Below are 22,906 nucleotides of genomic sequence, written 5' to 3'. Positions count from 1 at the left end.
CTTTGAAATCGTCGAAAGAGTATATGCATTTAGTAAAAATTAGCTGTCAACCTACAACACGATTTTTGCCGAATGTACGCCCTTCGGCACTCGCCCTGATCATCAGTGCCTTATATAGCCCGTTTGGGATAGCCGAGGATGTGCTCAACACCTTGCAGCTACCGGATTCAGTCAGTGTACAAGCACCAGACTTTCGTTTCCCTGCTGCCGATAGCAAAGCGGCTGTGCACTCTACTGAAGACAACACCAAGCCGGATGCCCAAGCCGCTGCAGTCGGGGATAAGGCCATCGAGGCATTAGCCAACCCCACACCGGCCAAGGATATCGCCGACTTCTACCGGGAAAGCGGGCATGCCAATAAGCGCGATGCGGTGGATGAACTGAAGTTTGAAGAGATTGACCCGCTGACCGGGGCGTTACGGCTGTATTTTGTCGATGCCTATCTGCCCGGTACGGGCGGGCTGGATATCAAGGTTATCCGTAGCCTGAATACGGAACAGCATCTGGGCGCGATGGATTGGCAGATTCACTTTGGTCGTTTGGTATCCAGTTGCAGCGGCAACCGTGGTGCGCCGGACATTCTGAAGCTGACCAATGAATGCAACCCCACGTTGCACATGCCGGATGGTTCCAGCAAGCGCTTTGCCTTCGATAATGTGCTGAACACGGGCGGCGGCAGCCCGGCTTATCTGACCAATGACATGTGGCGACTGGATGTCAACGCCAGAACGGTGCAAACCCCGGATGGCCTGACCTACACCTTTGGGAATGGCTTTACGGTTCGTGAGCAACGTTACAACCCGGCCGCGCGGTCGAGTAGTGATGACTACCGGGATGCCTGGAGCCCGCCAATCAATCGCAACTATGCCTATGTGTCAGAAATTCGCGACCGTAACGGCAATTGGATCAAAATCGACTATTCCACTGATGGTACGGTGGTCACGGCCAGTGATGGCCGCAGTATCACCCTTGCTCAAGTTGGCGGTGCCCTGAAAACCATGACCATTGGTAACCGTGTCTGGCAGTATCAATCGAACACCGCCTGCACCTTTGGCGATGGCACCCGCCGGCAGATGTTGTCGGATGTGATCCGCCCTGATGGCACACGTTGGCACTATAGCTATTTCGGTGATGGGGTGAACAATGCCCAAGGGTCGGATGAGGATAAGATCGCCTCTGCCTGCGCAGTCGCCAGCATTACCAATCCCTTTGGTGGGGTGACCAATTATGAATATGGCTACTGGTTCTTTTCGCGCGGTGATATTACTTCCCCATCGGGTCGGTTCCGCACCAAGATGGAAGCGGATCACATCGTCGTCAAGCGCAAAACCACCAGTGATGGCGGCGAATGGAAGTTCAACGCCTACTATGGGCAGAACCTGGACAGCAGCAATCCCGCTGCGCCGGGGCGGGCCAATACGCGGACCGTCACCACGCCCAGTGGCGTGACCACTTATACCTACCATGCGATCTACAAGGACAATTGTGCAGAGCGCTGGAAGATCGGTTTGTTACTGGAAAAAGAGATTGCGGGGCTGCAGAAGGAAATCTATGAATGGGTGCCCAAACTGATTTCCCACCAACTGGATTTTGAGTTCCGCACCGATGAATGGGACACCGACACCTTAGCCACTCGGAAATTCACCTGTGCCGGCCCACAAACCTTTGTGCCGGTACTGGCCAGCAAGACTATCATTCGTGATGGCAAAACCTACAAGACCAGCTATAGCGATTTTGATGCTTGGTTTCGGCCACAAACGGTCACTGAGACTGGCGATTTCACCCGGGTGCGCACGTCACATTACGCCACCATTCCCGGCAAATGGCTATTGAATCTGGTGGATCAGGAAACGATTGCCAATGTCGGTTCCATCGTCCGCACCTTTGATGGCAACGGTAACCAGCGTTCCGAAAATCGCTTTGGTGTGACCACTGCCACCACCTATCACAGCACCGGGGACATCGAGACCATCACCGACCCCAATCTGCAGATAACCCGCTTCAGCAACTACAAGGCGGGGCTGCCGCAAACCGAAAACCGCCCAGCAGGCGTGAACCTCTATCGTGTGGTTGATGAGTACGGCAATGTCACCCGTTACACCGATGGCAACGGCAATGCGACCGGATACAGCTATGACGGCCTGAATCGCCTGACGGGGATCAGTTTTCCCAAAGGCAATCCGGTCAGCATTCACTGGCAAGCCAACCAGCGCACCTTGCAGCGCGGCCCGCTGGTGGATACCAAATACTTTGATGGCTTTGGCCGGGTGATCAAGCAGGTCAAGGGTGGGGTCGCGGTTCGAACGGAATATGATGTACTGGGAAGAAAGACATTCCAATCTAACCCGTACTTTGAATAACGGCAGACTATTGGAAATTTTGCTTGATACACACCGCATGCAGTGCGCGTGTGGCGTGTAAAGTGAGGCGACACAATAGGTGTCTGATGAGCGGTTAAATCATGCTATCTGCACAGGCTGTGTGCGTAGTTGGTCTAGCCTGTCCGCCCAATGCTGGAGCATGCTACGCCGCTCCTCCCAATATTGCGCACGATTGTAGGCAGCCCTGATCCGATTGGGCTCAATGTGGGACAGTTGCCATTCTATTGCGTCAGGATTGAAGCCCACTTCGTTAAGGAACGTACTATCTACTGCCGTTCATTTTTTCCAATTCGCGAAATACACTCGCTACCTGTTTAGGTAGCGGTATCACGTGAGGCGGGGAAATCGATTTAAGCTTTTTCTTGAGTTTGCGATTCTTGGCGGGGTGGTTGCATACCCTTGACGCTCGACTTTCCAAAACACGGCCAACAAGTTCAATGGCTCGATATCGGTAATGGCACGTTCCATTGGGCATGACCAGTAGAAAAAGTCCGTGCCCATCAGTCAGGCAGCACCAGCAGGCAGCAATCCGGCCAGATGGATGGGATCACCGCCCTCATCAACTGTGTGGATTACTGGAAAGCTACTTCTGCAAAACTGCGCAGCTTACGGCTATGCAATCGGTTCACCCCCTGTTCCCGCAACAGTTCCACTGCACGAATACCGATCCGCAAATGCTGGTCGACTCGCTCGCGGTAGAACTGGTTGGCCATGCCGGGCAATTTGATCTCGCCATGCAAGGGCTTGTCGCTGACACATAGCAAGGTGCCATATGGGACACGGAAACGAAAGCCGTTGGCTGCAATGGTGGCGCTCTCCATATCCAGCGCGATGGCTCGGCTTTGGCTGAAACGGCGTTGTGGCCGGTTATCGGGCAACAGCTCCCAATTACGATTATCCGTGCTGGCCACGGTGCCAGTCCGCATGATGCGTTTAAGCTCAGCAAACTTGACTTGGGTGATATCCGACACCGCCGCTTCCAGCGCCAGCTGAATTTCAGCCAGGGCGGGAATCGGCACCCATAATGGCAAGTCTTCATCCAGTACATGGTCTTCACGCACATAGCCATGCGCAAGTACATAGTCACCCAACTGCTGACTGTTACGCAGCCCGGCACAATGGCCCAACATGATCCAGGCATGTGGACGCAATACGGCGATATGATCCGTGATGGTTTTGGCATTGGCCGGGCCAACGCCGATGTTGACCATGGTGATGCCGCTGCGATCTTCGCGAATCAAGTGATAGGCCGGCATCTGCGGCAGGCGGGGCGGGGCAACGCCAAAATGATCATCTGCACCGGCAGGTTGACCCTGACGCCGGGTAACCACATTGCCGGGTTCGATGAAAGCCACATAATCGCCGTTTGGGTCTTGCATGGCGGCATGGCCCATGCGGATGAATTCATCGATATAGAACTGATAGTTGGTAAACAGAATGAAGTTCTGGCAGTGCTCCGGCGCCGTGCCGGTGTAATGGCGCAAGCGGTGCAGCGAATAGTCCACCCGTGGCGCGGTAAACAGCGACAGCGGCTGCGGCTCGCCCGGTCCAGGCTCGTAGGTACCGTTGGCAATACCATCATCCATCGCGGTCAGATCTGGCAAATCAAAGACATCACGCATCAACAAACGTCTCTCAGGGCTCAGGCTACCTTCAATATAGTCATGCTCGGCAAACGAAAAATGGACGGGAATCGGCTGATTGCTCACCCCGATTTCCAGCTCGCATCGGTGGTTCTGCAACAACAATGAAAACTGCTCCAGGTAATAGTCGGCAAACAGGTCCGGCCGGGTCAGCGTCGTTTCAAATTGCCCTGGCCCAGCAACAAAACCATAGCTCAGACGTGCTGCATCGGCAGGTAGAAAACGTGCCACCGTGTCGGTTTGAACCCGCACAAATGGATAGCAAGCCCGTACATGACCCGGTAAGTCTTCCCCGGCCACAAAACGCTGCATGGCATCACGCAGATGGGCAAGACTATGCTCATAGATCTGTTTGACATGCGCCAGCGCTGCTGCTGCATCGGTAAAACGTTGGGCTGCAATAAAAGAAGGCTGATAAGGCATGATTCGGTCGAGACTCCTTAACGAGAAAGCAGGCAGACAACGGATGGTCAGTCATCCGCCAGCCTGCAATTCAATGCTATGCTGGAATGAACCCAGTATGGAAACAGCAGGTGGGGCATGAACCGGGTCGCCAGACTGTGTATGTACTTGATACTACTCCTCCCCCTTCCTTGCGTCTCGGCTGACATTACCCTGACCAATGGCGAATGGCCACCCTACCTGACCGAATATGAACCCGGCTACGGCATTGCATCACGCATTGTGACCGATGCCTTTGCGGAGGTCGGCATCCGCGTCAACTATGTATTCCGCCCATGGAAACGTGCCTACAAAGAGGCCGAGGCGGGTATCCATGAGGGATCAGTAGTGTGGAGCTATGAGGAAGAACGCGCCCAGAAGTTTCTGTTCAGCGACTCCATCTTCGAAGGACAATCCGTCTTTTTTCATCTCAAGCGGGTGCCGTTTCAATGGCAAACCTATGATGATCTGGCCAGGTTCCGCATTGGGGGCAGCCTGGGCTATGAGTATGAATTCGAAAAACTGTTGAACATCAAGGTCACACATGCAGGCGATGACCTGTCGAATTTTCGGAAACTGCTGGCCGGCCACATCGATATCTTTCCCTCTGACCGTGAGGTGGGTTATGCCATTTTGCGCCGTCATTTCAGCAAAGATGAATTGGCTCAATTCACCCATCATCCCAAGGTCTATAACTCAGTCACTTACCATCTGATCCTGAACAAGCAACATGCACGTAACGCAGGTTTGATGGTGCGTTTCAATCAAGGGCTGAAAAAACTACGCGATAGCGGGAAATACAACGGTTATTTCCCTTCCTTCGCCAGACCGTGACAGCAATATCGTCGATAACGCAACGTGTCATCATTCAACCGACATCATGGCAAATAGGAGGCTTGCCTTTGAAAAAGTGGCTTGATTACGTTCGGACCACCGGACTATCCATGCTCGCCTTTGCCGCTGCCTACGCCACGCTGGCAGGACTGACCAACCGCTTTCTGGTTACCGATGGCATCGCCTCCATTGTCTGGCCGCCAGGTGGCTTGGCCCTGGCGGGTTTATTGTTGGCCGGAATACGTTTTTGGCCCGCCATCTTGCTAGGGGATCTGAGCGGCAATTTCCTGATGGGTTTTCATGGGTGGAGTGCTGTACTCGGTGCCATGGCAGCCACACTGGAAGCCACACTGGCCGCCGTCCTGATCGCACAACTCCGCGACGGGCACCCACCCTTGACCCGGTTGCGCCAGTATCTATGGCTATGTCTTTCAGCCGCCCTGGCTTCGCTGGTTGGCGCCACCCTCGGCACGACGGTGTCAATGCTCAATGGCAGTATTGTGGAGGCAACCTATTTCAGGCAATTGATTTTGTGGTGGCAAGGCGACGTGCTGGGCATGGTGGTGTTGACACCGATGATCCTGGTCTGGCGCCACCCGCCAACAGGCTGGCTGACACAACCACGGCTTCTGGAAACCTTATTGTGCTTCGGGCTGGCTGCGATTGCCGGACAAATCATCTTCATGGGTTGGCTACATGAACAGTTTGGCGAGCATGCCAAGGGATTCCTGAGCTTCGCCTTTGTCGCGTGGGCCAGCGTTCGTTTCGGTCGTCACGGTGCTTCCCTTGTGGTCGGGCTGACAGCAGCGCAAGCCCTCGCCGGCATCATGCATGGGCAGGGCTACCTGGGCCAGCTTGATCTGGCTACCAACTTGACCAATTACTGGTTCTTCATCCTGGTGTTGACACTGGTAGGCATGTCGTTGGCGATGGTCATCAATGAACGCCTGCAAGCCGAAACCGATCTGAAGGAACGAGAACAACGATTGCGCGCCATGGTTGAGCTATCGCCCCTCGGCATGGCACGCAATGCAATGGATGGCCGCTATATGGAAGCCAACCCAGCCTTGCTCGACATGGTCGGCTATTCATTGACCGAGCTGAACCAGCTCAGTTACTGGGACCTGACCCCAGCCCACTACGCACCTGTAGAGCAACAACAGCTCAAGTCACTGGAAGTACAAGGCCGCTATGGCCCCTATGAAAAAGAATACATTCATCGGGATGGCCACCTGCTACCCGTCAGACTGAATGGCGTGCTGATTACCGGTAACGAAGGTGAACGGTATATCTGGTCGATCATTGAAGACATTTCCGAACGCAAACGGGCAGAAGAGGAAATGCAGCTGGCATCCCTGGTTTACACCAATAGTAGTGAAGCAATGTCGGTCTCGGATGCCGACAATGTCATTTTGGCCATCAACCCCGCCTTTGCCAAACTGACGGGCTACAGCAAGGAGGAAGCCATTGGCAAGAAGACCTCCATCTTGCGATCCGGCCGGCATGACCTGGCATTCTATGAATCAATGTGGGAAACCATTCGCCAGACAGGTCACTGGCATGGCGAGGTCTGGGAACGCCGCAAGAACGGTGAGCAATTCATTGTCCTGCTCACCATCAACACCATTCTGAATGAGGATGGCAGCGTACACCGCCGGGTGGCGCAGTTTCTGGATATCAGCGAAAAAAAGAAATCCGAGGAACTGATCTGGCTGCAAGCCAACTTTGATCCACTGACTGGCCTGCCGAACCGCCACATGTTTCTGGACAGACTGCAACAGGAAATCAAGAAAGCCCACCGCACCGGCCTACCGTTGGCTTTGATATTTCTTGACCTGGACCACTTCAAGGAGGTCAATGATACCCTGGGCCACGCCATGGGCGACCAGTTACTGAAGGAAGTCGCTGCGCGCTTGACCAGCTCGGTGCGCGAGACAGATACCGTGGTACGTTTGGGTGGCGATGAATTCACACTGATCTTGAGCGAACTGGAGGACACCCACATCGTCGAGCGAGTCGCCCGCAAGCTGCTTGATCGATTGGTCGAACCCTTCAAGCTGGGTGAAGATTTGACCTATGTCTCGGCCAGTATCGGTATCACGTTCTACCCTGACGATGCGGCTGATATCGACAGCCTGATCAAACATGCTGATCAGGCCATGTATGCGGCCAAGCAACAAGGTCGCAACCGTTACAACTACTTCACCCATTCCATGCAATTGGCTGTCGAAAAACGTATGCGACTGGCCAATGACCTGCGTGGTGCCGTGGCCGGGCAGCAGTTCAGTCTCTACTATCAACCCATTGTTGAATTGGTATCAGGACAGGTGCACAAAGCCGAAGCGCTGATTCGCTGGGAACACCCGAAACTGGGTCGCATCAGTCCAGCAGACTTTATCCCCATCGCGGAAGAAACAGGACTGATCATCGACATCGGAAATTGGGTGTTTTTCGAGGCCGCCCGCCAGGTCAAGCAATGGCGCCTTCACTACCACCCGGATTTCCAGATCAGCATCAACAAATCACCCGTCCAGTTTCGCAGTGATGCCGGTCACGACAGCCTGTGGATCTCTCATTTGGCCACGCTGGGCCTGCCTGGGCACAGCATGGTGGTCGAAATCACCGAAGGCCTCTTGATGGATATCGGTGATGTGGTCAGCCAGCATCTGCTTGCTTTCCGCGATGCGGGCATTCAAGTCGCGCTGGATGACTTCGGTACCGGCTACTCTGCGTTGTCCTACCTGAAGAAGTTCGATATCGACTACCTGAAGATCGATCAATCCTTCGTTCGAAATCTGGCCATCGACTCACCCGATCTGGCTTTATGTGAGGCCATCATCGTGATGGCGCACAAATTGGGCATCAAGGTCGTGGCGGAAGGCGTCGAAACAACACTGCAACGCGATCTTCTGGCCCGCGCCGGCTGTGATTATGTGCAGGGTTACCTGTACGCCTGCCCACTTTCATCCAATGAATTCGAACACCTGCTCAGTCAGGATGCCCAACCGGTTACCGACCCTTCGGCTTGACTATCAGGTAAAGCCCCCCACCTTCAATAACTTGGTATAAGTGACATCATCCAGCCCATTGGTGACGGGCAAGCCTTGTGCAGCCTGAAACGCCGCCAGTGCTGAGCGTGTACGCTGCCCAAGCCAGCCATCGACACCTTGTGGATTGAATACGGGCACATTGACACTCAGATAGGTCAGGATCAGTTGTACTGCCCGCACCCGTAGATCCGGCAAGGGGCCAATCGACAATTTCTGATATTGCTGGCTCAATTTGATGTCATACCGGTTATCAGCATAGGCCGGCCCATTGTAGCTTCGGGCAAATCCCTGCCAATCCTTGGATTGCAGTTTCAAATCCAGCTTATTCACACGAATGAAACGTGCCATGGCATCCAATTGCCCGCCTTCGTCCATACACATGGCGGCAACGAATGCCTGAATACTGGCGTACCCAAGGGATTGCCATTGCTCACCCATGACCTGCCCCAGCCCCCAGGATGCCGACTCACAGGCCGCATTCCAGTTCAAGGCGCAGGCTTCATTCAAGCGATCATACTGGTGCTCCCCGCCCGGCCCATACCCTCCCCAGGTCGGCTGACTGATATCCGGATGGGACTGATCGTACTGGTGGTTGGTTTTGGCACTGAATTTGTGCCGTTCAAACAGAATACGTGGTTTGCGGCTTGGCAAAAAACCGTCACCAGCCGTCTCCACTTCGATGACCGCCCACAAGGCTGGTGCGGTCACACCCAGATTTGCCAGAACTTGATCCAATTGTGTCTCACTCAATGGTGTTGCCAAACCCTGAAAGTCCATGATGCCCCTCCTGATGATTCACAATAGCCGCCCACTCATCGGGCAACTCGTCACGACCGGGCACTGCGGTACATCCTGACAATGACATCCATCCTCGCCTCACACCCCCAATCTCAAGTACTGACAAGCCCCAACGGCAAACAGCTTCGCTCAACGACATCCCAGGGGTAGCCAGTCAGTCGATCGCCACACCACCACGTAATATGCCAATCGAGTAATTCGATTTACGAAAATAGATCAATTGCTTATCATCGTTAAGCGATACATCGTCGTTTCATATACAAATGCGATGATCGCGCAATCACAACAAGACAGAAAACGAGGAGAACATCATGTTGAAAACGATCGCCTGCTGCCTGTTGGCTGCCGGTTTGACCCTGCAAGCCCAAGCGGGCGTCTGCCCCGATTACCAGACCCCAGCCAGCCCACCCAGCCTGAGCAACCCCGTCAAGAAGCAATTCCGCCACTTCGGCAACACCCTTTTGTCAGGGCTCTACAAGCCTTGGCATATGGTGCACGACATGATCGTCAAGTCAGGTTCAGGTGCGGTGATGATGGCCAAGTTCGACTATGACGCCTTGCTTCACAAAGACCTGGAAGACGAGCGCATTCATGCTTATTTATATGGCACAGGAATGAACAAGTGGGAGTATTTAGGGAGTTTTCTGACCAATAGTGACGGCAAGATCTATGTGCCGACCGGTCAGCGCAAACCTGGTGAGTACGTAGTACGTTTTGTGGTGGAGGGCGACCTGAGCAGCACACAGGGCTACTTGAGCGTGGTCGATGCAGGTCGGGATGCCGTATTGTTTGACATTGACGGCACCTTGACCATCAATGATTTCGAGGCCTATGCCGATTATATCGGTGTCAAGACGGCCACTGCTTTCAATTACGCTGTTGAAACCGTCAATGCCTACAAGCAAAAGGGTTACCAGATCATCTATCTGACCGCCCGCCCCTACTGGGTCACCAAGGATGGTCGGGAATGGCTGCAAATCAAGGGGATAAACCAGTGGCACTACCATTCCAATCCTTACGGTGATGGCCCGATCCCGCCCAATACCCAACAGTTCAAAACCGATTATGTGCGTTATCTGAAGGAGACTGTCGGGCTGAACATCATCCGCGCTTACGGTAATGCCACCACGGATATCGCCGCCTATGCCGATGGCGGTCTTCCCAAAGCAAATACCTATATCATCGGGCCTAATGCCGGCAAATCAGGTACACAGGCCATTCAAGGTGATTACACCCAACACTTTGTCAGCGTGGTCAAACCCACCCCCCGCGCCAACTGTCGATAACATTGCACGCACCCAGTATCACCATACACGTTGGCCAGTGATACTGGTTTTATATTCTATATAGGCTCACCGGCTCAAAATGAGCCGGCCTCATGATGTTCGAATTCATTCCTTAGTAAAATTTCGCGTGGTAGCCATCACCGCGTGATACACCAGTAACAGCAAGGCCGCACTGACAATTGCAACCAACAGACTGAAGTTGAATCCGGTCACACCCATCATCCCGAAGGTATTGAACAAGGAACCGCCGATAATGGCACCGGCAATACCAAGCAACACATCCAGCACTACACCCTGACCGGTACTTTTGACAAGCTGACTGGCCGCAAAGCCTGCCAGCAACCCGAGAATGATCCATGCTATCAGTGACATGATGATTTCCTTTTGTAATTAAGGTCGGATTGAGCTGCATCAGCGCTATGCGTCCGCCGACCGGGCTATTGCACGCTGCCACACACAACAGGCTGCTAGGAGGGCCGCTTCGAATCACTGCCCTCGTGACGTTCTTTAAAACTTTCAATTTGCTTCTCGGCTTCATCCTTCGAGATTCCGTAAGCCTCCTGAATCTTGCCGGCCAAGATTTCGCGCTTGCCAGCAATCATATCCAAGTGATCATCGGTGAGGTGACCCCATTGTTCCTTGACAATGCTTTTGAATTGTTCCCAGTTAGCTTCAACGATACGCCAGTTCATTTTCGACTCCTTTACTATCTTGTGCTTCGGATGCCACTGGTGCGATTACCAATCCAGCATCATGCTACCTACAGCTATTCCATATCATGCAGGTACCAACTTCCAATATCATGGAGCGTAGATGAATCACACACGGCTGTCGGTACGTTACCGTACGGACAGCCGTGGCCTGATGACTGGCACACCACCTTCACGCGACTTATACTGATACGGTAGCGGTAAACTTGACCCTATAGGCTCTGGTCACCATGTTGTATCCCTTGGGCTAATCACCTTGAAAGAGATGCAAATGACTTCACGAGTAGCACTGAGTCAAAATCACTTGTTAGCTGCCTTACCCAATGTCGAGTGGGCACGCCTGCAGCCACTATTGGAGCCAGTGGACATGCCACTTGGCGAAGTGTTGTATGAGGCTGGTAGCAAAGTGATCAATGTGTATTTCCCAACTACGGCAATTGTTTCGTTGTTGTATGTCATGGAGGACGGCGGCTCAGCCGAAATTGCGGTGGTTGGATATGAGGGCATTGTCGGCATTTCGCTATTCATGGGCGGAGAATCCACCCCAAGCCGGGCAGTAGTGCAAAGTGCCGGGCAAGGTCTTCGGCTCAAGGGACCGTTATTGATGCAGGAATTCAACCGTGCTGGCCCGGTATTACACCTGTTGTTACGGTATACCCAAGCATTGATCACCCAGATGTCACAAACTGCTGTCTGCAACCGCCATCATTCGCTTGACCAGCAACTGTGCCGCTGGCTACTCCTAAGCCTGGATCGGCTCCCTTCCAATGAATTGGTGATGACACAGGAATTAATTGCCAACATGCTTGGCGTCCGGCGCGAAGGCGTGACGGAAGCTGCCGGCCGCCTACACAAAGCAGGCCTGATCCGCTACCAACGAGGCCATATCACCGTACTTGATCGTCCCGGTCTGGAAAAGCGCACCTGCGAATGTTACGCCGTAGTCAAAAAAGAGTATGACCGACTACTACCCGCTTTGGCAGTACCGACTGCTACCGCTCTACGGTAGTGTCTTATTTTCCCAGCATTGCACCCTCGCCTATCCCACAAAGTACGCTAGCAAACAGACAACCCAGCCTGTTCGGTTCAGACTGGGTACTGTCAGCAACGATATATCAGCAGCAAACTAGCTGCCAACAGTCCATAAGGATCGCCATCATGACCAACGAAAGAGAAATGCAAATGCAACGGGAACTTGGTCGTGATCTGGCAGAAGCTGCCTATAAGCAGCGCCTACCAATACTGACCGACCCCTATTGCAATAAGGCCAAATCCCGGCACGAATTGATTGACAAAAATCGCGTTAAACCGTTTCTTCAAAACTGCAACGGAAAACCAGCGTAGCAGCACGGATCTCGTGCCTTCATGTAGGGTAGGAAGAATGGTTGTACCTTCGAAATACCTTTCAATGTCAATACACCTGTTTGATTCAAGCTTGTCATGTCACCTTCAAAACGTCCATCCTGTGTATCCCACCGCACAGACACCGCACTAGACTTACCTCATGCTCCGTGTCATTCGCCCAGGGGTGCCGACCCAACCGCTAGCATCCCCATTGAACCAGGAGTCCCTAATGATCATGCCAACTTCAGTCCGTACGGAAAGCACGAACGACATTGTGATAACGGCCAAGGTTCAGGCTGAGCTGGGTAACTTACAGCCGACAGGTTTTGCCAAGACCCCCATTGCCATTGCACTGGCGGGCAGTATTGAACATGTCAAAACAGCCACATCTGACATGCAATTGCAGTAGCCCTTCATCTCCATAATCTGCACGGCGGTTTGTAACTTATCAATGTACCCATGACATTAAGAAATTGAGTTCAAGGCTAAATTGAGTTGTTGCACTGGCAGCATCTGGCAACACCACCAGCAGTAATAGGAAGCACTGCGGCAATCGTTGCATCGCCACAACCAGCTTTTTTCAGACCATCAACCTGACAAAGGAACCATCATGAATGATTCAATTCCCCAAACACCTTCAACACCCGAAGCAAAAGACCAATATGTGCCGCCGTTGATTGGTGACGATCAACCAGTTGAAGATAAAGCTGCCAGCTCGACAAAATGCGAAGATACACCGTGCACCGACAAAACAATGTCCGCTCCGGACCATGATGCTCTACAGGATCAGGATGCTGCAGCGGTAAAACGCGAGGCTGATTATGCAGTCGCAACCGAACGTTGCAATACGCTGACGGGTGACGCGAAGAGTCGTTGCATTAAGGAAGCTAAAGCACGCCACACCAACGCCTGAATGGAACCACATCCATACTGCATTCGCTCACCTTGCGTTAGCAGCATACAACAGCCCGATGCAAGGCCAACTTTGGCCTTGCATCCTCATGAGGAGTACCCATTATGTTCGGCAAAACTAAACCCATCGTTCAATTTCAGGACATAGCCAGCGTTGAGCCTCAGGAAAATGCAGCCAATTCAATCTGCAGTGAGCAACCTTCTTCTGAAACTAAAGCCCTCCCGCTCTGCGAGCAGGGCGAGTCTACCCACATCCATTTGGTAGAACGATGCCGTAATCAGGTTCGGTCAAAACCAATGACTATCGTGGGCATCACCGCAGCATCCGGCTTTTTATTGAGCTGGTTGATCATGAAGCTGTAAGCAAACCAGCACAAATAATGTACCTAGCTTCTCATGGCTATCGATGCATTGCTCATGATCGCCGTGGTCACGGCTGATCCAGCCAACCATGGGACAGCAATGATAATGATATGGATACCTATGCTAATGATCTGGCCACACATTGTTCAGGTGGTGGCGAGGTCGCCCGCTATATCAGGCGCTTTGGTACCCGGCACATTGTCCAAATAGCCTTGGTTGCGGCTATATCACCAATGATGTTGAAGACATACTCCAATCCAGAAGACCAACCCATTGAGGTATTCCATACCATGCGGGCTGCCGTCGCCGCTGCATGAAGACAGATGACAATTGTCCTGACGGGCAAAAATGTGGCGCTGGCAAATACAGCTGGGGATGGAAACCTGATCAGAAATCAACTGACCAGATTGTGTAGGCAGCAACTCCATTCAGCCTCGTTAGACGAATACCAGGCCTGGCTGTGTAATGGCACACTCGGATCCTGCATCGCAATACCACTTAGCCGATCACTCGGCCCATTTTTTGTCTTTCTACACCCAAGCACACCGCATCAAGCCATAAATTATTAAAAATTTCAGAAATCATGAAAAGCTTTACAAATTAATGGTAATTTTTAAAAACTATAATGCAGACAGCCCCATACACAATAAATAACAACATTCGAAATTTAAAATATACAATCAATAAACCTAATAAACCACCGCAACAGACCACATCATCCACTTCAATAGATACGAAATCAGTTACTTTTGATAATACTCAAAAATTACACCCATATTTTTCATTTTTTAAAAAATACTGGTAAACTATTTATTGTTGAAGTTTAGAGTTCAAATACAAAATTTGAAAAATAAGCATCGACCCGTTACCCGGATGCAATGCACTCAGATTTCCTTATATGCAAGGACTCCTGTCACACGCCCTTAAAGCGTTCGTAATTCACGCATTACTTTCAAATAACGGAAACAGCTTTAAAAATTGTTTAACTACAATTATATAAAGCTAAAATAGTGAAATAACAATCAATAATCCTAAGAAAAGAATCATCATGATCGAAAACAAGACGAAGTTTTGCCTGACCGCGATCGCACTGTCGCTATCGCTCCCTGCTTTTGCACAAGTTTCCGCAGACGAACAACGATCCATCAGCGAATACATGCAACGCCTCCAGCGCGATCCACAGCGCACCATGGATGAGGTACCCGTCAAAAAATCCATGGCACCCTATGCAATGAAGAAAGTGGCAAAGTTCAGCCCAAAAGCAATTGCGTCCGGTGAATTTGTTGAAGACAAAGATTCGATGCGCTCCCAATTGCTGGGCAGCCCGCGTCGCGCCAGCGGCGTGGAAGGTCGTGCCATGGCCATGATGGCGGCTGTTCAAGGCAACGATAATCCAGCCAACCTGGTGGACAACAACCGCGGCCTGATCAACAACGTATTTGAAATGGATCGCCGCAGCCTGTCCCGCGCCGCATTGAGCGAACAGCCTTGGTCCGACACCTACTGGCCGTTGTATAACGGCTCTGTCAGCTATCGCTATGGCGATCCGGATGTCTACAGCAACAACCCGAATACCTGGAAAGATTATTGGAACTACTCCAACCAGCTGCGTCCGATTGCCGGTTACATCACCAATGGCCGCACTGATCTGCTGTCGCCCGCTGAAAAATATGACCTGCTGGTCAATGATGGCAACTACAGCATGACTCGCGCAGGCTGGCAGATGGGCGAAGGCTACTTCAACCGGAATGGCGACGTGGAGCGCTGGATGGGCCTGTGTCACGGCTGGGCTCCTGCCGCTTACATGCTGCCACGTCCCAAACAGACCGTTACCGTCAAATCTGCCACCGGTCGCGAAATCAAGTTCTATCCGTCTGATGTGAAAGCATTGGGCACCCTGCTGTGGGCTGAAGCCTCACCGTCCACTCGCTTTATCGGTGGCCGCTGCAATACCAAGAACCCGCAAAAAGATGATAATGGCCGCATCATCGATCAAGCTTGCTTTGACGTGAATCCAGGTAGCTGGCACCAGTCCGTGGTCAACCAGATCGGCGTATCCAAGCGCAGCTTCGTGATCGATGCAACCTACGATTACGAAGTGTGGAACCAGCCAGTACTGAGCTACAGCTACACCTATTTCAACCCACAAACCGGCAAAGCGTACAACTCCGCACAGGAAGCCATTATCGCCCGTGCCAACTACACCAGCGACAAATTCGCCAAATACCGCGCGAACACCGCAGTCAACATTGTGGGCGTGAAGATGACGCTGAACTACATCGTGGAAACCTCCCCATCACATTCAGAAACCGACAACCCGCGCAATGATGGCGTGACCAGCGTTTCTTATATGTATGACCTGGAGCTGGATGCAGCCGGTAACATCATCGGCGGCGAATGGTATACCAACCGCCATCCGGATTTCCTGTGGACTCCGGCACCCGGCCAGCGCGCAATCTCCTACTACAACCCGCGCGACAGCTGGAACCCGAGCAACCCGCTGCCGGCACATTGGACCAACAGCGCCGTCAGCGCATCACGCTACAGCCAGCCGCTGACTTCCGTGGTTGAACAACTGTTCAAGGCATCCGCTGGTCAGTAATGCAGTTGCGGCCTACCGCTGCAATACACCAGCCATGCTGGTAATGGGCTAGCCACGCCCCGACAGTGCCCGCCATCTGGCGGGCACTGCGCCATTCACAATGGACCATCGCTCAATCAACCGAGGACAACCACCCGCGATCCGCATCATGATTGGGGGTAGGCATAAGGAATACAGCATACAGCGGCCAACTTTGCCATCTACAAGCAAGGTGCCTGTCGCGTCGCACCCTCAGGTGCGACGGAGGAGAGATTGTGAGATCAGTCGAGCGATTCGTCGACTGGCAAAATGGTAGTGCGCTTGACACCTTCCAGTGCAAAGCTGGATTTGACATCCAACACACCTGGTTGCTTCAGCACCTTATCCATTACAAAGCGGGAGAAATGCTGAAGGTCCGTCACCATGACCCGTAACAGATAATCCATTTCACCGGTCATGGAATAACACTCAGTCACTTCTGGCCATTCGCGCACAGCCTGCTTGAAGCTGTCTGTCGAGCTTTCGGCCCGCTTATCGAGCGATACATTGACGAAGGCCAACAAACCAAAGCCCAGTTTCTCGGGATTCAGGATGGCGGTGTAGTGATCGATGACGCCCGTCTCCTCCAAACGCTGTAAACGACGTAGGCACGGCGATGGAGACAGGGCAACACGCTTGGCGAGCTCCACATTGGAGATACGCCCATACTGTTGCAAAACTTCCAGAATACGGCGGTCGATTTTGTCGAGCCTGATTCGCTTTGACATTTTATTGCTCTTTGCGAATTAAAGTTAGTTATACGTTGCTTATTTTAATGTGATTTGGGCAATTTTTGAAAGCAAATATCGAGGGTTTCAGCGTAGGATAGATAAACGTGAGGTATCGCCAGCAGGCGTCCATATAACATCACAATCCTTGGAGACACGCTAAATGACCACGTTGCAATTTGCCCGTCCTCGCCCAACCCCCACTTCGCTCTGGGACAACCCCATGGGCACCGACGGTTTCGAATTCGTCGAGTACACCGCACCCGATCCCAAGACATTGGATACCCTGTTCACATTGCTTGGTTTCAAGGCAGTCGCGAAACACCGCTCCAAAAACGTGACATTGTATCGTCAAGGTGACATCAATTTCATCGTTAATGCTGAAAAAGAGAGTTTTGCGCAATCTTTTGCCCGTGTTCATGGCCCTTCTGCCTGTGCAATGGCATTTCGTGTCGCAGATGCCCGCGCTGCATTTGACCGTGCGATCAGCCTGGGCGCTGTACCGCATGACCAGAACTACGGCCCAATGGAGCTGAACATTCCAGCCATCAAGGGGATTGGCGATTGCCCGGTCTACCTGGTTGATCGATATGGCAGCCAGTCCATCTATGATGTGGACTTCATCCCACTGGATAATTCCGACGGCTCCAACTTTGGTGTTGGCCTGACCTATATCGACCATTTGACCCACAACGTGCATCGCGGCCGCATGGGCGTATGGTCATCGTTCTACGAGAAGTTGTTCAACTTCAAGGAAGTCCGTTACTTCGATATCGAAGGCAAGCTGACAGGCCTGAAGAGCCAGGCCATGACCAGCGCGTGTGGCAAGATTCGCATCCCAATCAATGAATCATCAGATGATAAAAGCCAAATCGAAGAATTCCTGCATGCGTATAATGGAGAAGGCATTCAGCACATTGCTCTGGGCACCGATGACATCATCGCTACCGTCGAAGCCCTGAAGGAACGCGGCGTTACCTTCCTCGACACGCCTGACACCTATTACGACATGGTGGACACCCGCGTCAAAGGCCACAAAGAAGACGTGGCCCGCCTGCAAAAGAACCGCATCCTGATCGACGGCGCGCCCAGCGAAGGGCAAGGCTATCTGCTGCAGATCTTCACCGAAACCGTAATTGGCCCGATCTTCTTTGAGATCATCCAACGCAAGGGCAACGAAGGCTTTGGCGAAGGTAACTTCAAGGCCCTGTTCGACTCCATCGAACTCGACCAGATCCGCCGTGGTGTGCTGGAAGATCCGAGCACCCAGGCCGCATGATCAGGAGGCTGCCATGCTCAAACCGGAAAACCCCTTGCGCGGCGACTATAGCCGCATGCGTAACGATTACACCGTAGAGCAGGACTGGCATGCCTACACCGCCGAGGAACATGACCTCTATCGGCGGTTGTTGGAGCGCCAGAGCAGCAAACTGAAAGGCCATGCCGCCGAAGAATTCATCGAAAACGTGCATCGCCTGTCATCGGATGGCATCCCTCGCTTCGAGGAAGCCAACCTGATTTTGCAATCCGCCACCAATTGGAAGATTGTGGCCGTCCCGGGCTTGATTCCGGACGACACCTTCTTCACCCATCTGGCGCACCGGCAGTTTCCGGTCACTGTCTGGCTGCGCAAGCCAGAGGAGTTCGACTACATTGTCGAACCGGACATCTTTCATGATTTCTTCGGCCATGTGCCGTTACTGTTGAATCCGATCTTTGCCGATCATTTGCAGGAATATGGCAAGGGTGGCCTACGCGCAATGAAGCTGAACGCGGTGCCGTTCTTGGCCCGCCTGTACTGGTATATGGTAGAGTTTGGCCTGATTTTGACACCGGAAGGCTTGCGCACCTACGGTGCCGGCATTCTGTCCTCTGGTGGCGAAATCATTCATTGCATCGACAGTCCACAACCCAATCGGATCAAATTCGATCTGCAACGGGTCATGCAGACTGAGTATCGGATTGACCGTTATCAAGACACCTATTTCGTGATCGACAGCTTCCAGCAGTTGTTCGACGAAACATCCGTCGACTTTGCCCCGATCTACGAAAAACTCAAAACCCTGGAACCGATTGACCCCAGCGGGGTACTGCCTACCGACACGCTGGTAAACCACCCCGCTTCCGTCAATCAGAAAGCCGCCTGATGAAAAAGTGGATCAGCTTTCCCAAATCCGCCGGTGAATACTCCAAGCAAGCGCATTGCGACTTGCCTGCCGGCACTTATGAACGCGAAATGGGCAAGGAAGGCTTCTTTGGCCCGGCCTGTCATTTTCATCATCGCCACCCGCCTACAGGCTGGGCCAGCTTCGAAGGCCCGCTGCACCCGCACGCCTTCGATCTGAACGAATTGGCTGTCACCAGCCCCAGCCCGTGGGATGCCCACCTACTGTTTTCCAACAACGATGCCCGCATCCGCTTCTGGCAATGCCAGGATGCCATGACGCATCTGGCCCGCAATGCCGACGGTGATGAATTGCTGTTCATCCATGAAGGCGCCGGCGACCTCTATTGCGACTGGGGCCATATGTCCTATCGCGATGGCGACTATATCGTACTGCCACGTGGCACGATGTGGCGACTGGCACCCACATCACCTACTGAATTGCTATTGGTCGAAGCGACACAAAGCTCTTATCAGTTGCCGGAAAAAGGCATGGTTGGTCCCCATGCGATTTTCGACCCGGCCGTGTTGGAAACGCCACAGATCAACGATGCATTCCGTGCGCAACAAGGTGATCAGACTTGGCAGGTAAAGGTAAAACGGGCTGGCCAGATGTCTACCATCACCTACCCGTTCAACCCGCTGGATACAACCGGCTGGCACGGCGATCTTGTGGCCTGTAAGGTCAATTGGCGCGACATCCGCCCGTTGATGAGCCATCGTTACCACTTACCGCCATCGGCACACACCACTTTTGTCGCGCGTAACTTTGTAATCTGCACGTTTGCACCTCGCCCGATCGAATCCGACCCTGGCGCGCTGAAGGTGCCGTTCTATCACAATAACGACGACTATGATGAGCTGATCTTCTATCATCGTGGCAACTTCTTCAGCCGCGATAATATCAAGCCCGGTATGGTCACCTTGCATCCCAACGGCTTCACCCACGGCCCACACCCCAAGGCCTTCGAGGCCGGGATGAAAGCCACTCGCACCGAAACCGACGAAGTCGCCGTCATGATCGATTCCCGCTTCCCACTGGAGATCAACGAGGCGGCACACACAGTGGAGTGGCCAGGCTACGTGGATTCATGGAAGCCCAAGAAGTAAGCCCGGGACGGCAGATTGTATCCCGCTGCCGCTCGTAATTGGATTGCTTGACGCGGGGTCTGCCCCGCGTTTTGTTGCATAACGCTGGAGATAACACTTGAAACTTGCCACACTCAAAGCTGGCGGCCGTGATGGCACGCTGATCGTGGTCAGCCGCAACCTGACCCAAGCCGTCAAAGTGCCGGAAATTGCACCTACACTTCAAGCCGCACTGGATGAATGGACTCGTGCCGAACCCTTACTGAAAGCAGCGTATGACACCCTCAACCGTGGTGACATGCAAGGCGCCTTTCCGTTTGATGCCACACAATGCCACTCCCCACTACCCCGCGCCTATCAATGGGCAGATGGTTCTGCCTATGTGAATCACGTCGAATTGGTACGCAAGGCACGCGGTGCGGACATGCCGCCTGAGTTCTGGACTGATCCGCTGATGTATCAAGGTGGTTCGGATAGCTTTCTGGCCCCGACAGATCCAATTGCTGTACGCGACACCGCCTGGGGCGTGGATCTGGAAGGCGAAGTTGCGGTCATTACCGGTGACGTACCCATGGGTGCCACGCCAGATGAAGCAGCACCGCAAATCCGCCTGCTGATGCTGGTCAATGATGTCACTTTGCGCAATCTGATTCCTGCAGAGCTGGCCAAGGGCTTTGGCTTTTTCCAAAGCAAGCCGGCTACCGCATTCTCGCCAGTTGCCGTCACACCGGATGAATTAGGACGTGACTGGACTGGCCGCAAAGTCACCCTGCCATTGACTGTTCATGTTCGCGAACAATTGTTTGGCACACCTGACTGCGGCACTGACATGGTGTTCGACTTTGCGCAGTTGATTGCTCACGTTGCCAAAACCCGCGAGCTGGTTGCCGGCTCCATCGTTGGCTCCGGCACCATCTCCAACGTGGATCGCAGCCGTGGCAGCGCCTGCCTGGTGGAACGCCGTATGCTGGAAATCCTGGCAGAAGGCCAACCGAAAACGCCATTTCTGCAATATGGTGAACGAGTCCGGATTGAAATGCTGGATCGTGACGGTCAATCAATATTTGGCGCAATTGATCAAGTGGTCACACCTTATTCGAGCAAATGATCATCGCCCCGTGCCAATGCATTGCACTGTGATCGACACCAACCGTAACCTTGGGCGTTGCGGCTTACTCCATCCTGTACCTGTTTAAGGACAGGGTGCAATCCTGATATGCCGGCCATTCGCCGGCATTGTCATTTGACAGCATTACCTTACAGCCATCGGAACATGCCAGCCATGGAACTCTATACCTACTTCCGCTCCTCTGCCGCCTTTCGCGTCCGTATTGCATTGAATCTGAAAGGCTTGGCGTACACACCACATTTTATCCACCTGCTGAACAATGGCGGTGAACAGCATAGCGATACCTATAAACAGCTTAATCCGGCAGAATTGATCCCCACCCTGGTGGATCAAAGCCATGTGATTACCCAGTCCATCGCCATCTGCGAATACCTCGACGATGCCTACCCCAACCACCCGCTACTGCCAGCCGATGCCGTCGGCCGTGCGCGTGTTCGCAGTATTGCGCTGGGCATTGCCTGCGATGTCCACCCAGTCAACAACCTGCGCGTACTGCAGTATCTGAGCGGCCCACTGGGGGTTAACGAGGAAGCGAAGAATGAGTGGTATCGCCACTGGGTCAAGCTTGGTTTCGCAGCACTGGAAACCCAATTGGCTAATTCATCACTGACCGGCTTATGTTGCCATGGCGATACCCCCACCCTGGCAGACATCTGCCTGATCCCGCAGGTGTTCAATGCACAGCGTTTCGGCGTGGATCTGGCCCCCTACCCCACCATCGCGCGGATCGCCACCTATTGCCAGACCCTGCCCGCTTTCTCCGCAGCGGCACCCGCCAATCAACCAGATGCTAGCTGAATGGCGTAATCACAGCAATTTGTGGCCACCCAATTGATCACCAACCCGTTAAGCCATTGCTGACCACACCCCGGCAACAATGGCTTGCAGTAGCCATGCTCACCCGCATTCATCGTCTTTCAATCGATCTTTCCATCCCGTAGGTCAAGCCCTACTACCGCTGTGGCATGACGCCTTACCCTGACGAACCGCTCTGGCCACGACCGGCGGGATTCGTCACCCTCTGACTGTCAACGCCCTCAGCAATCTCATTTAATCCATAAAAATTTATGTTATTTTTAAAAACATTTTTATTATTTATCCAATTTGCAATACACCTAACCAAAACACAAGCCAGCTTGTGACATTGTTTCATTCTAATACAATGGCAATTAGATTGACGCTACATCATTCATGGCACATTGAATTCTCATAAATGACCCTACTTCATTATTCCAGCTTAAATCAGTGCAATTGAGCACGAAACATAACATATGACAATAAAAAATTTCTTATATTCGAAACTATAATTCATTACAAACTAAACATGTATTAAACAGAATCTCCTTTGTACGCTAGACTGTACGGGCATTTATGATTGCCATGTCGGCATTTTTTACAATGATGTCATACTCTT

Annotated in this window: 20 protein-coding genes and 1 pseudogene; 16 read left to right on the top strand and 5 right to left on the bottom strand. The window is 52.7% G+C overall.

All coding sequences use genetic code 11. The annotated features are described in order from the left end of the window. Positions 1–65: 65 nt before the first annotated feature. On the top strand, positions 66–2,360 hold the full coding sequence (locus FFS57_RS14860; RefSeq protein ID WP_171013969.1) for an RHS repeat domain-containing protein: 2,295 nt from the start codon (positions 66–68) through the stop codon (positions 2,358–2,360). A 593-nt stretch (positions 2,361–2,953) separates the two neighbouring features. Here the strand turns inward: FFS57_RS14860 and FFS57_RS14850 are convergent. Beyond that, positions 2,954–4,447, bottom strand: a complete 1,494-nt coding sequence (locus FFS57_RS14850) for an AMP nucleosidase (protein WP_137938594.1) — start codon at positions 4,445–4,447, stop codon at positions 2,954–2,956. A 117-nt stretch (positions 4,448–4,564) separates the two neighbouring features. Between FFS57_RS14850 and FFS57_RS14845 the strand changes: the two genes are divergently transcribed. Together FFS57_RS14845 and FFS57_RS14840 are read left to right on the top strand one after the other, a co-directional pair. Next, positions 4,565–5,299 (top strand): substrate-binding periplasmic protein, encoded by a 735-nt coding sequence (locus tag FFS57_RS14845; RefSeq protein ID WP_137938593.1) that lies wholly within the window; start codon positions 4,565–4,567, stop codon positions 5,297–5,299. Between the two features lie 68 nt (positions 5,300–5,367). Further along, positions 5,368–8,328, top strand: coding sequence for a bifunctional diguanylate cyclase/phosphodiesterase (locus FFS57_RS14840; RefSeq protein ID WP_171013968.1), 2,961 nt, complete (start codon positions 5,368–5,370; stop codon positions 8,326–8,328). A gap of 3 nt (positions 8,329–8,331) precedes the next feature. Here the strand turns inward: FFS57_RS14840 and FFS57_RS14835 are convergent, their stop codons facing one another. Beyond that, a complete protein-coding gene (locus FFS57_RS14835; protein ID WP_137938592.1) occupies positions 8,332–9,126 on the bottom strand; it encodes an N-acetylmuramidase domain-containing protein in 795 nt (264 codons plus the stop codon). A 332-nt stretch (positions 9,127–9,458) separates the two neighbouring features. On the opposite strand from FFS57_RS14835, the gene FFS57_RS14830 reads away from it, so the two are divergent. Continuing rightward, positions 9,459–10,433, top strand: a complete 975-nt coding sequence (locus FFS57_RS14830) for a lipin/Ned1/Smp2 family protein (protein WP_137938591.1) — start codon at positions 9,459–9,461, stop codon at positions 10,431–10,433. Positions 10,434–10,538: 105 nt separating this feature from the next. Here FFS57_RS14830 and FFS57_RS14825 read toward each other — a convergent pair whose 3' ends face one another. Beyond that, positions 10,539–10,805 (bottom strand): GlsB/YeaQ/YmgE family stress response membrane protein, encoded by a 267-nt coding sequence (locus FFS57_RS14825; RefSeq protein ID WP_137938590.1) that lies wholly within the window; start codon positions 10,803–10,805, stop codon positions 10,539–10,541. Positions 10,806–10,900: 95 nt separating this feature from the next. After that, the gene (locus FFS57_RS14820; protein WP_137938589.1) at positions 10,901–11,125 is read right to left on the bottom strand and encodes a CsbD family protein; all 225 of its coding nucleotides are present in this window, start codon (positions 11,123–11,125) and stop codon (positions 10,901–10,903) included. A gap of 289 nt (positions 11,126–11,414) precedes the next feature. On the opposite strand from FFS57_RS14820, the gene FFS57_RS14815 reads away from it, so the two are divergent. From FFS57_RS14815 to FFS57_RS14785, 7 genes and pseudogenes are all read left to right on the top strand, one after another. Beyond that, positions 11,415–12,152, top strand: coding sequence for a Crp/Fnr family transcriptional regulator (locus tag FFS57_RS14815; protein WP_137938588.1), 738 nt, complete (start codon positions 11,415–11,417; stop codon positions 12,150–12,152). Between the two features lie 149 nt (positions 12,153–12,301). Next, positions 12,302–12,487, top strand: a complete 186-nt coding sequence (locus FFS57_RS14810) for a hypothetical protein (RefSeq protein WP_137938587.1) — start codon at positions 12,302–12,304, stop codon at positions 12,485–12,487. 235 nt (positions 12,488–12,722) lie between these two features. Beyond that, complete coding sequence (locus FFS57_RS14805; RefSeq protein ID WP_171013967.1) at positions 12,723–12,896, top strand: hypothetical protein; 174 nt, start codon at positions 12,723–12,725, stop codon at positions 12,894–12,896. Between the two features lie 201 nt (positions 12,897–13,097). Further along, complete coding sequence (locus FFS57_RS14800) at positions 13,098–13,400, top strand: hypothetical protein (protein ID WP_137938585.1); 303 nt, start codon at positions 13,098–13,100, stop codon at positions 13,398–13,400. A gap of 104 nt (positions 13,401–13,504) precedes the next feature. Next, entirely contained in the window at positions 13,505–13,762 is a 258-nt protein-coding gene (locus tag FFS57_RS14795) for a hypothetical protein (protein ID WP_137938584.1), read from the top strand. An 8-nt stretch (positions 13,763–13,770) separates the two neighbouring features. After that, positions 13,771–14,073, top strand: a pseudogene (locus tag FFS57_RS14790) (alpha/beta fold hydrolase); the annotation flags it as partial. A gap of 737 nt (positions 14,074–14,810) precedes the next feature. Beyond that, entirely contained in the window at positions 14,811–16,364 is a 1,554-nt protein-coding gene (locus FFS57_RS14785; RefSeq protein ID WP_137938582.1) for a peptidase, read from the top strand. A gap of 260 nt (positions 16,365–16,624) precedes the next feature. Here FFS57_RS14785 and FFS57_RS14780 read toward each other — a convergent pair whose 3' ends face one another. After that, entirely contained in the window at positions 16,625–17,110 is a 486-nt protein-coding gene (locus FFS57_RS14780; protein WP_137938581.1) for an Lrp/AsnC family transcriptional regulator, read from the bottom strand. Positions 17,111–17,273: 163 nt separating this feature from the next. Between FFS57_RS14780 and hppD the strand changes: the two genes are divergently transcribed. From hppD to maiA, 5 genes are all read left to right on the top strand, one after another. Next, positions 17,274–18,389, top strand: a complete 1,116-nt coding sequence (gene hppD / locus FFS57_RS14775) for a 4-hydroxyphenylpyruvate dioxygenase (protein WP_137938580.1) — start codon at positions 17,274–17,276, stop codon at positions 18,387–18,389. 13 nt (positions 18,390–18,402) lie between these two features. Further along, positions 18,403–19,257, top strand: a complete 855-nt coding sequence (gene phhA / locus FFS57_RS14770; RefSeq protein WP_137938579.1) for a phenylalanine 4-monooxygenase — start codon at positions 18,403–18,405, stop codon at positions 19,255–19,257. Further along, positions 19,257–20,384, top strand: coding sequence for a homogentisate 1,2-dioxygenase (locus FFS57_RS14765; RefSeq protein ID WP_137938578.1), 1,128 nt, complete (start codon positions 19,257–19,259; stop codon positions 20,382–20,384). Before phhA ends, FFS57_RS14765 begins: the two co-directional genes overlap by 1 nt. Positions 20,385–20,481: 97 nt before the next feature. Then, the gene (locus FFS57_RS14760) at positions 20,482–21,471 is read left to right on the top strand and encodes a fumarylacetoacetate hydrolase family protein (protein ID WP_137938577.1); all 990 of its coding nucleotides are present in this window, start codon (positions 20,482–20,484) and stop codon (positions 21,469–21,471) included. Positions 21,472–21,645: 174 nt separating this feature from the next. Continuing rightward, entirely contained in the window at positions 21,646–22,290 is a 645-nt protein-coding gene (gene maiA, locus FFS57_RS14755) for a maleylacetoacetate isomerase (protein WP_137938576.1), read from the top strand. Positions 22,291–22,906 lie beyond the last annotated feature (616 nt).

The organism is Chitinivorax sp. B (assembly GCF_005503445.1).
Taxonomy (GTDB): Bacteria; Pseudomonadota; Gammaproteobacteria; order Burkholderiales; family SCOH01; genus Chitinivorax.
The sequence above is the reverse complement of the archived record's forward strand: the minus strand, read 5'-3'. Positions and strand labels throughout refer to the sequence as shown.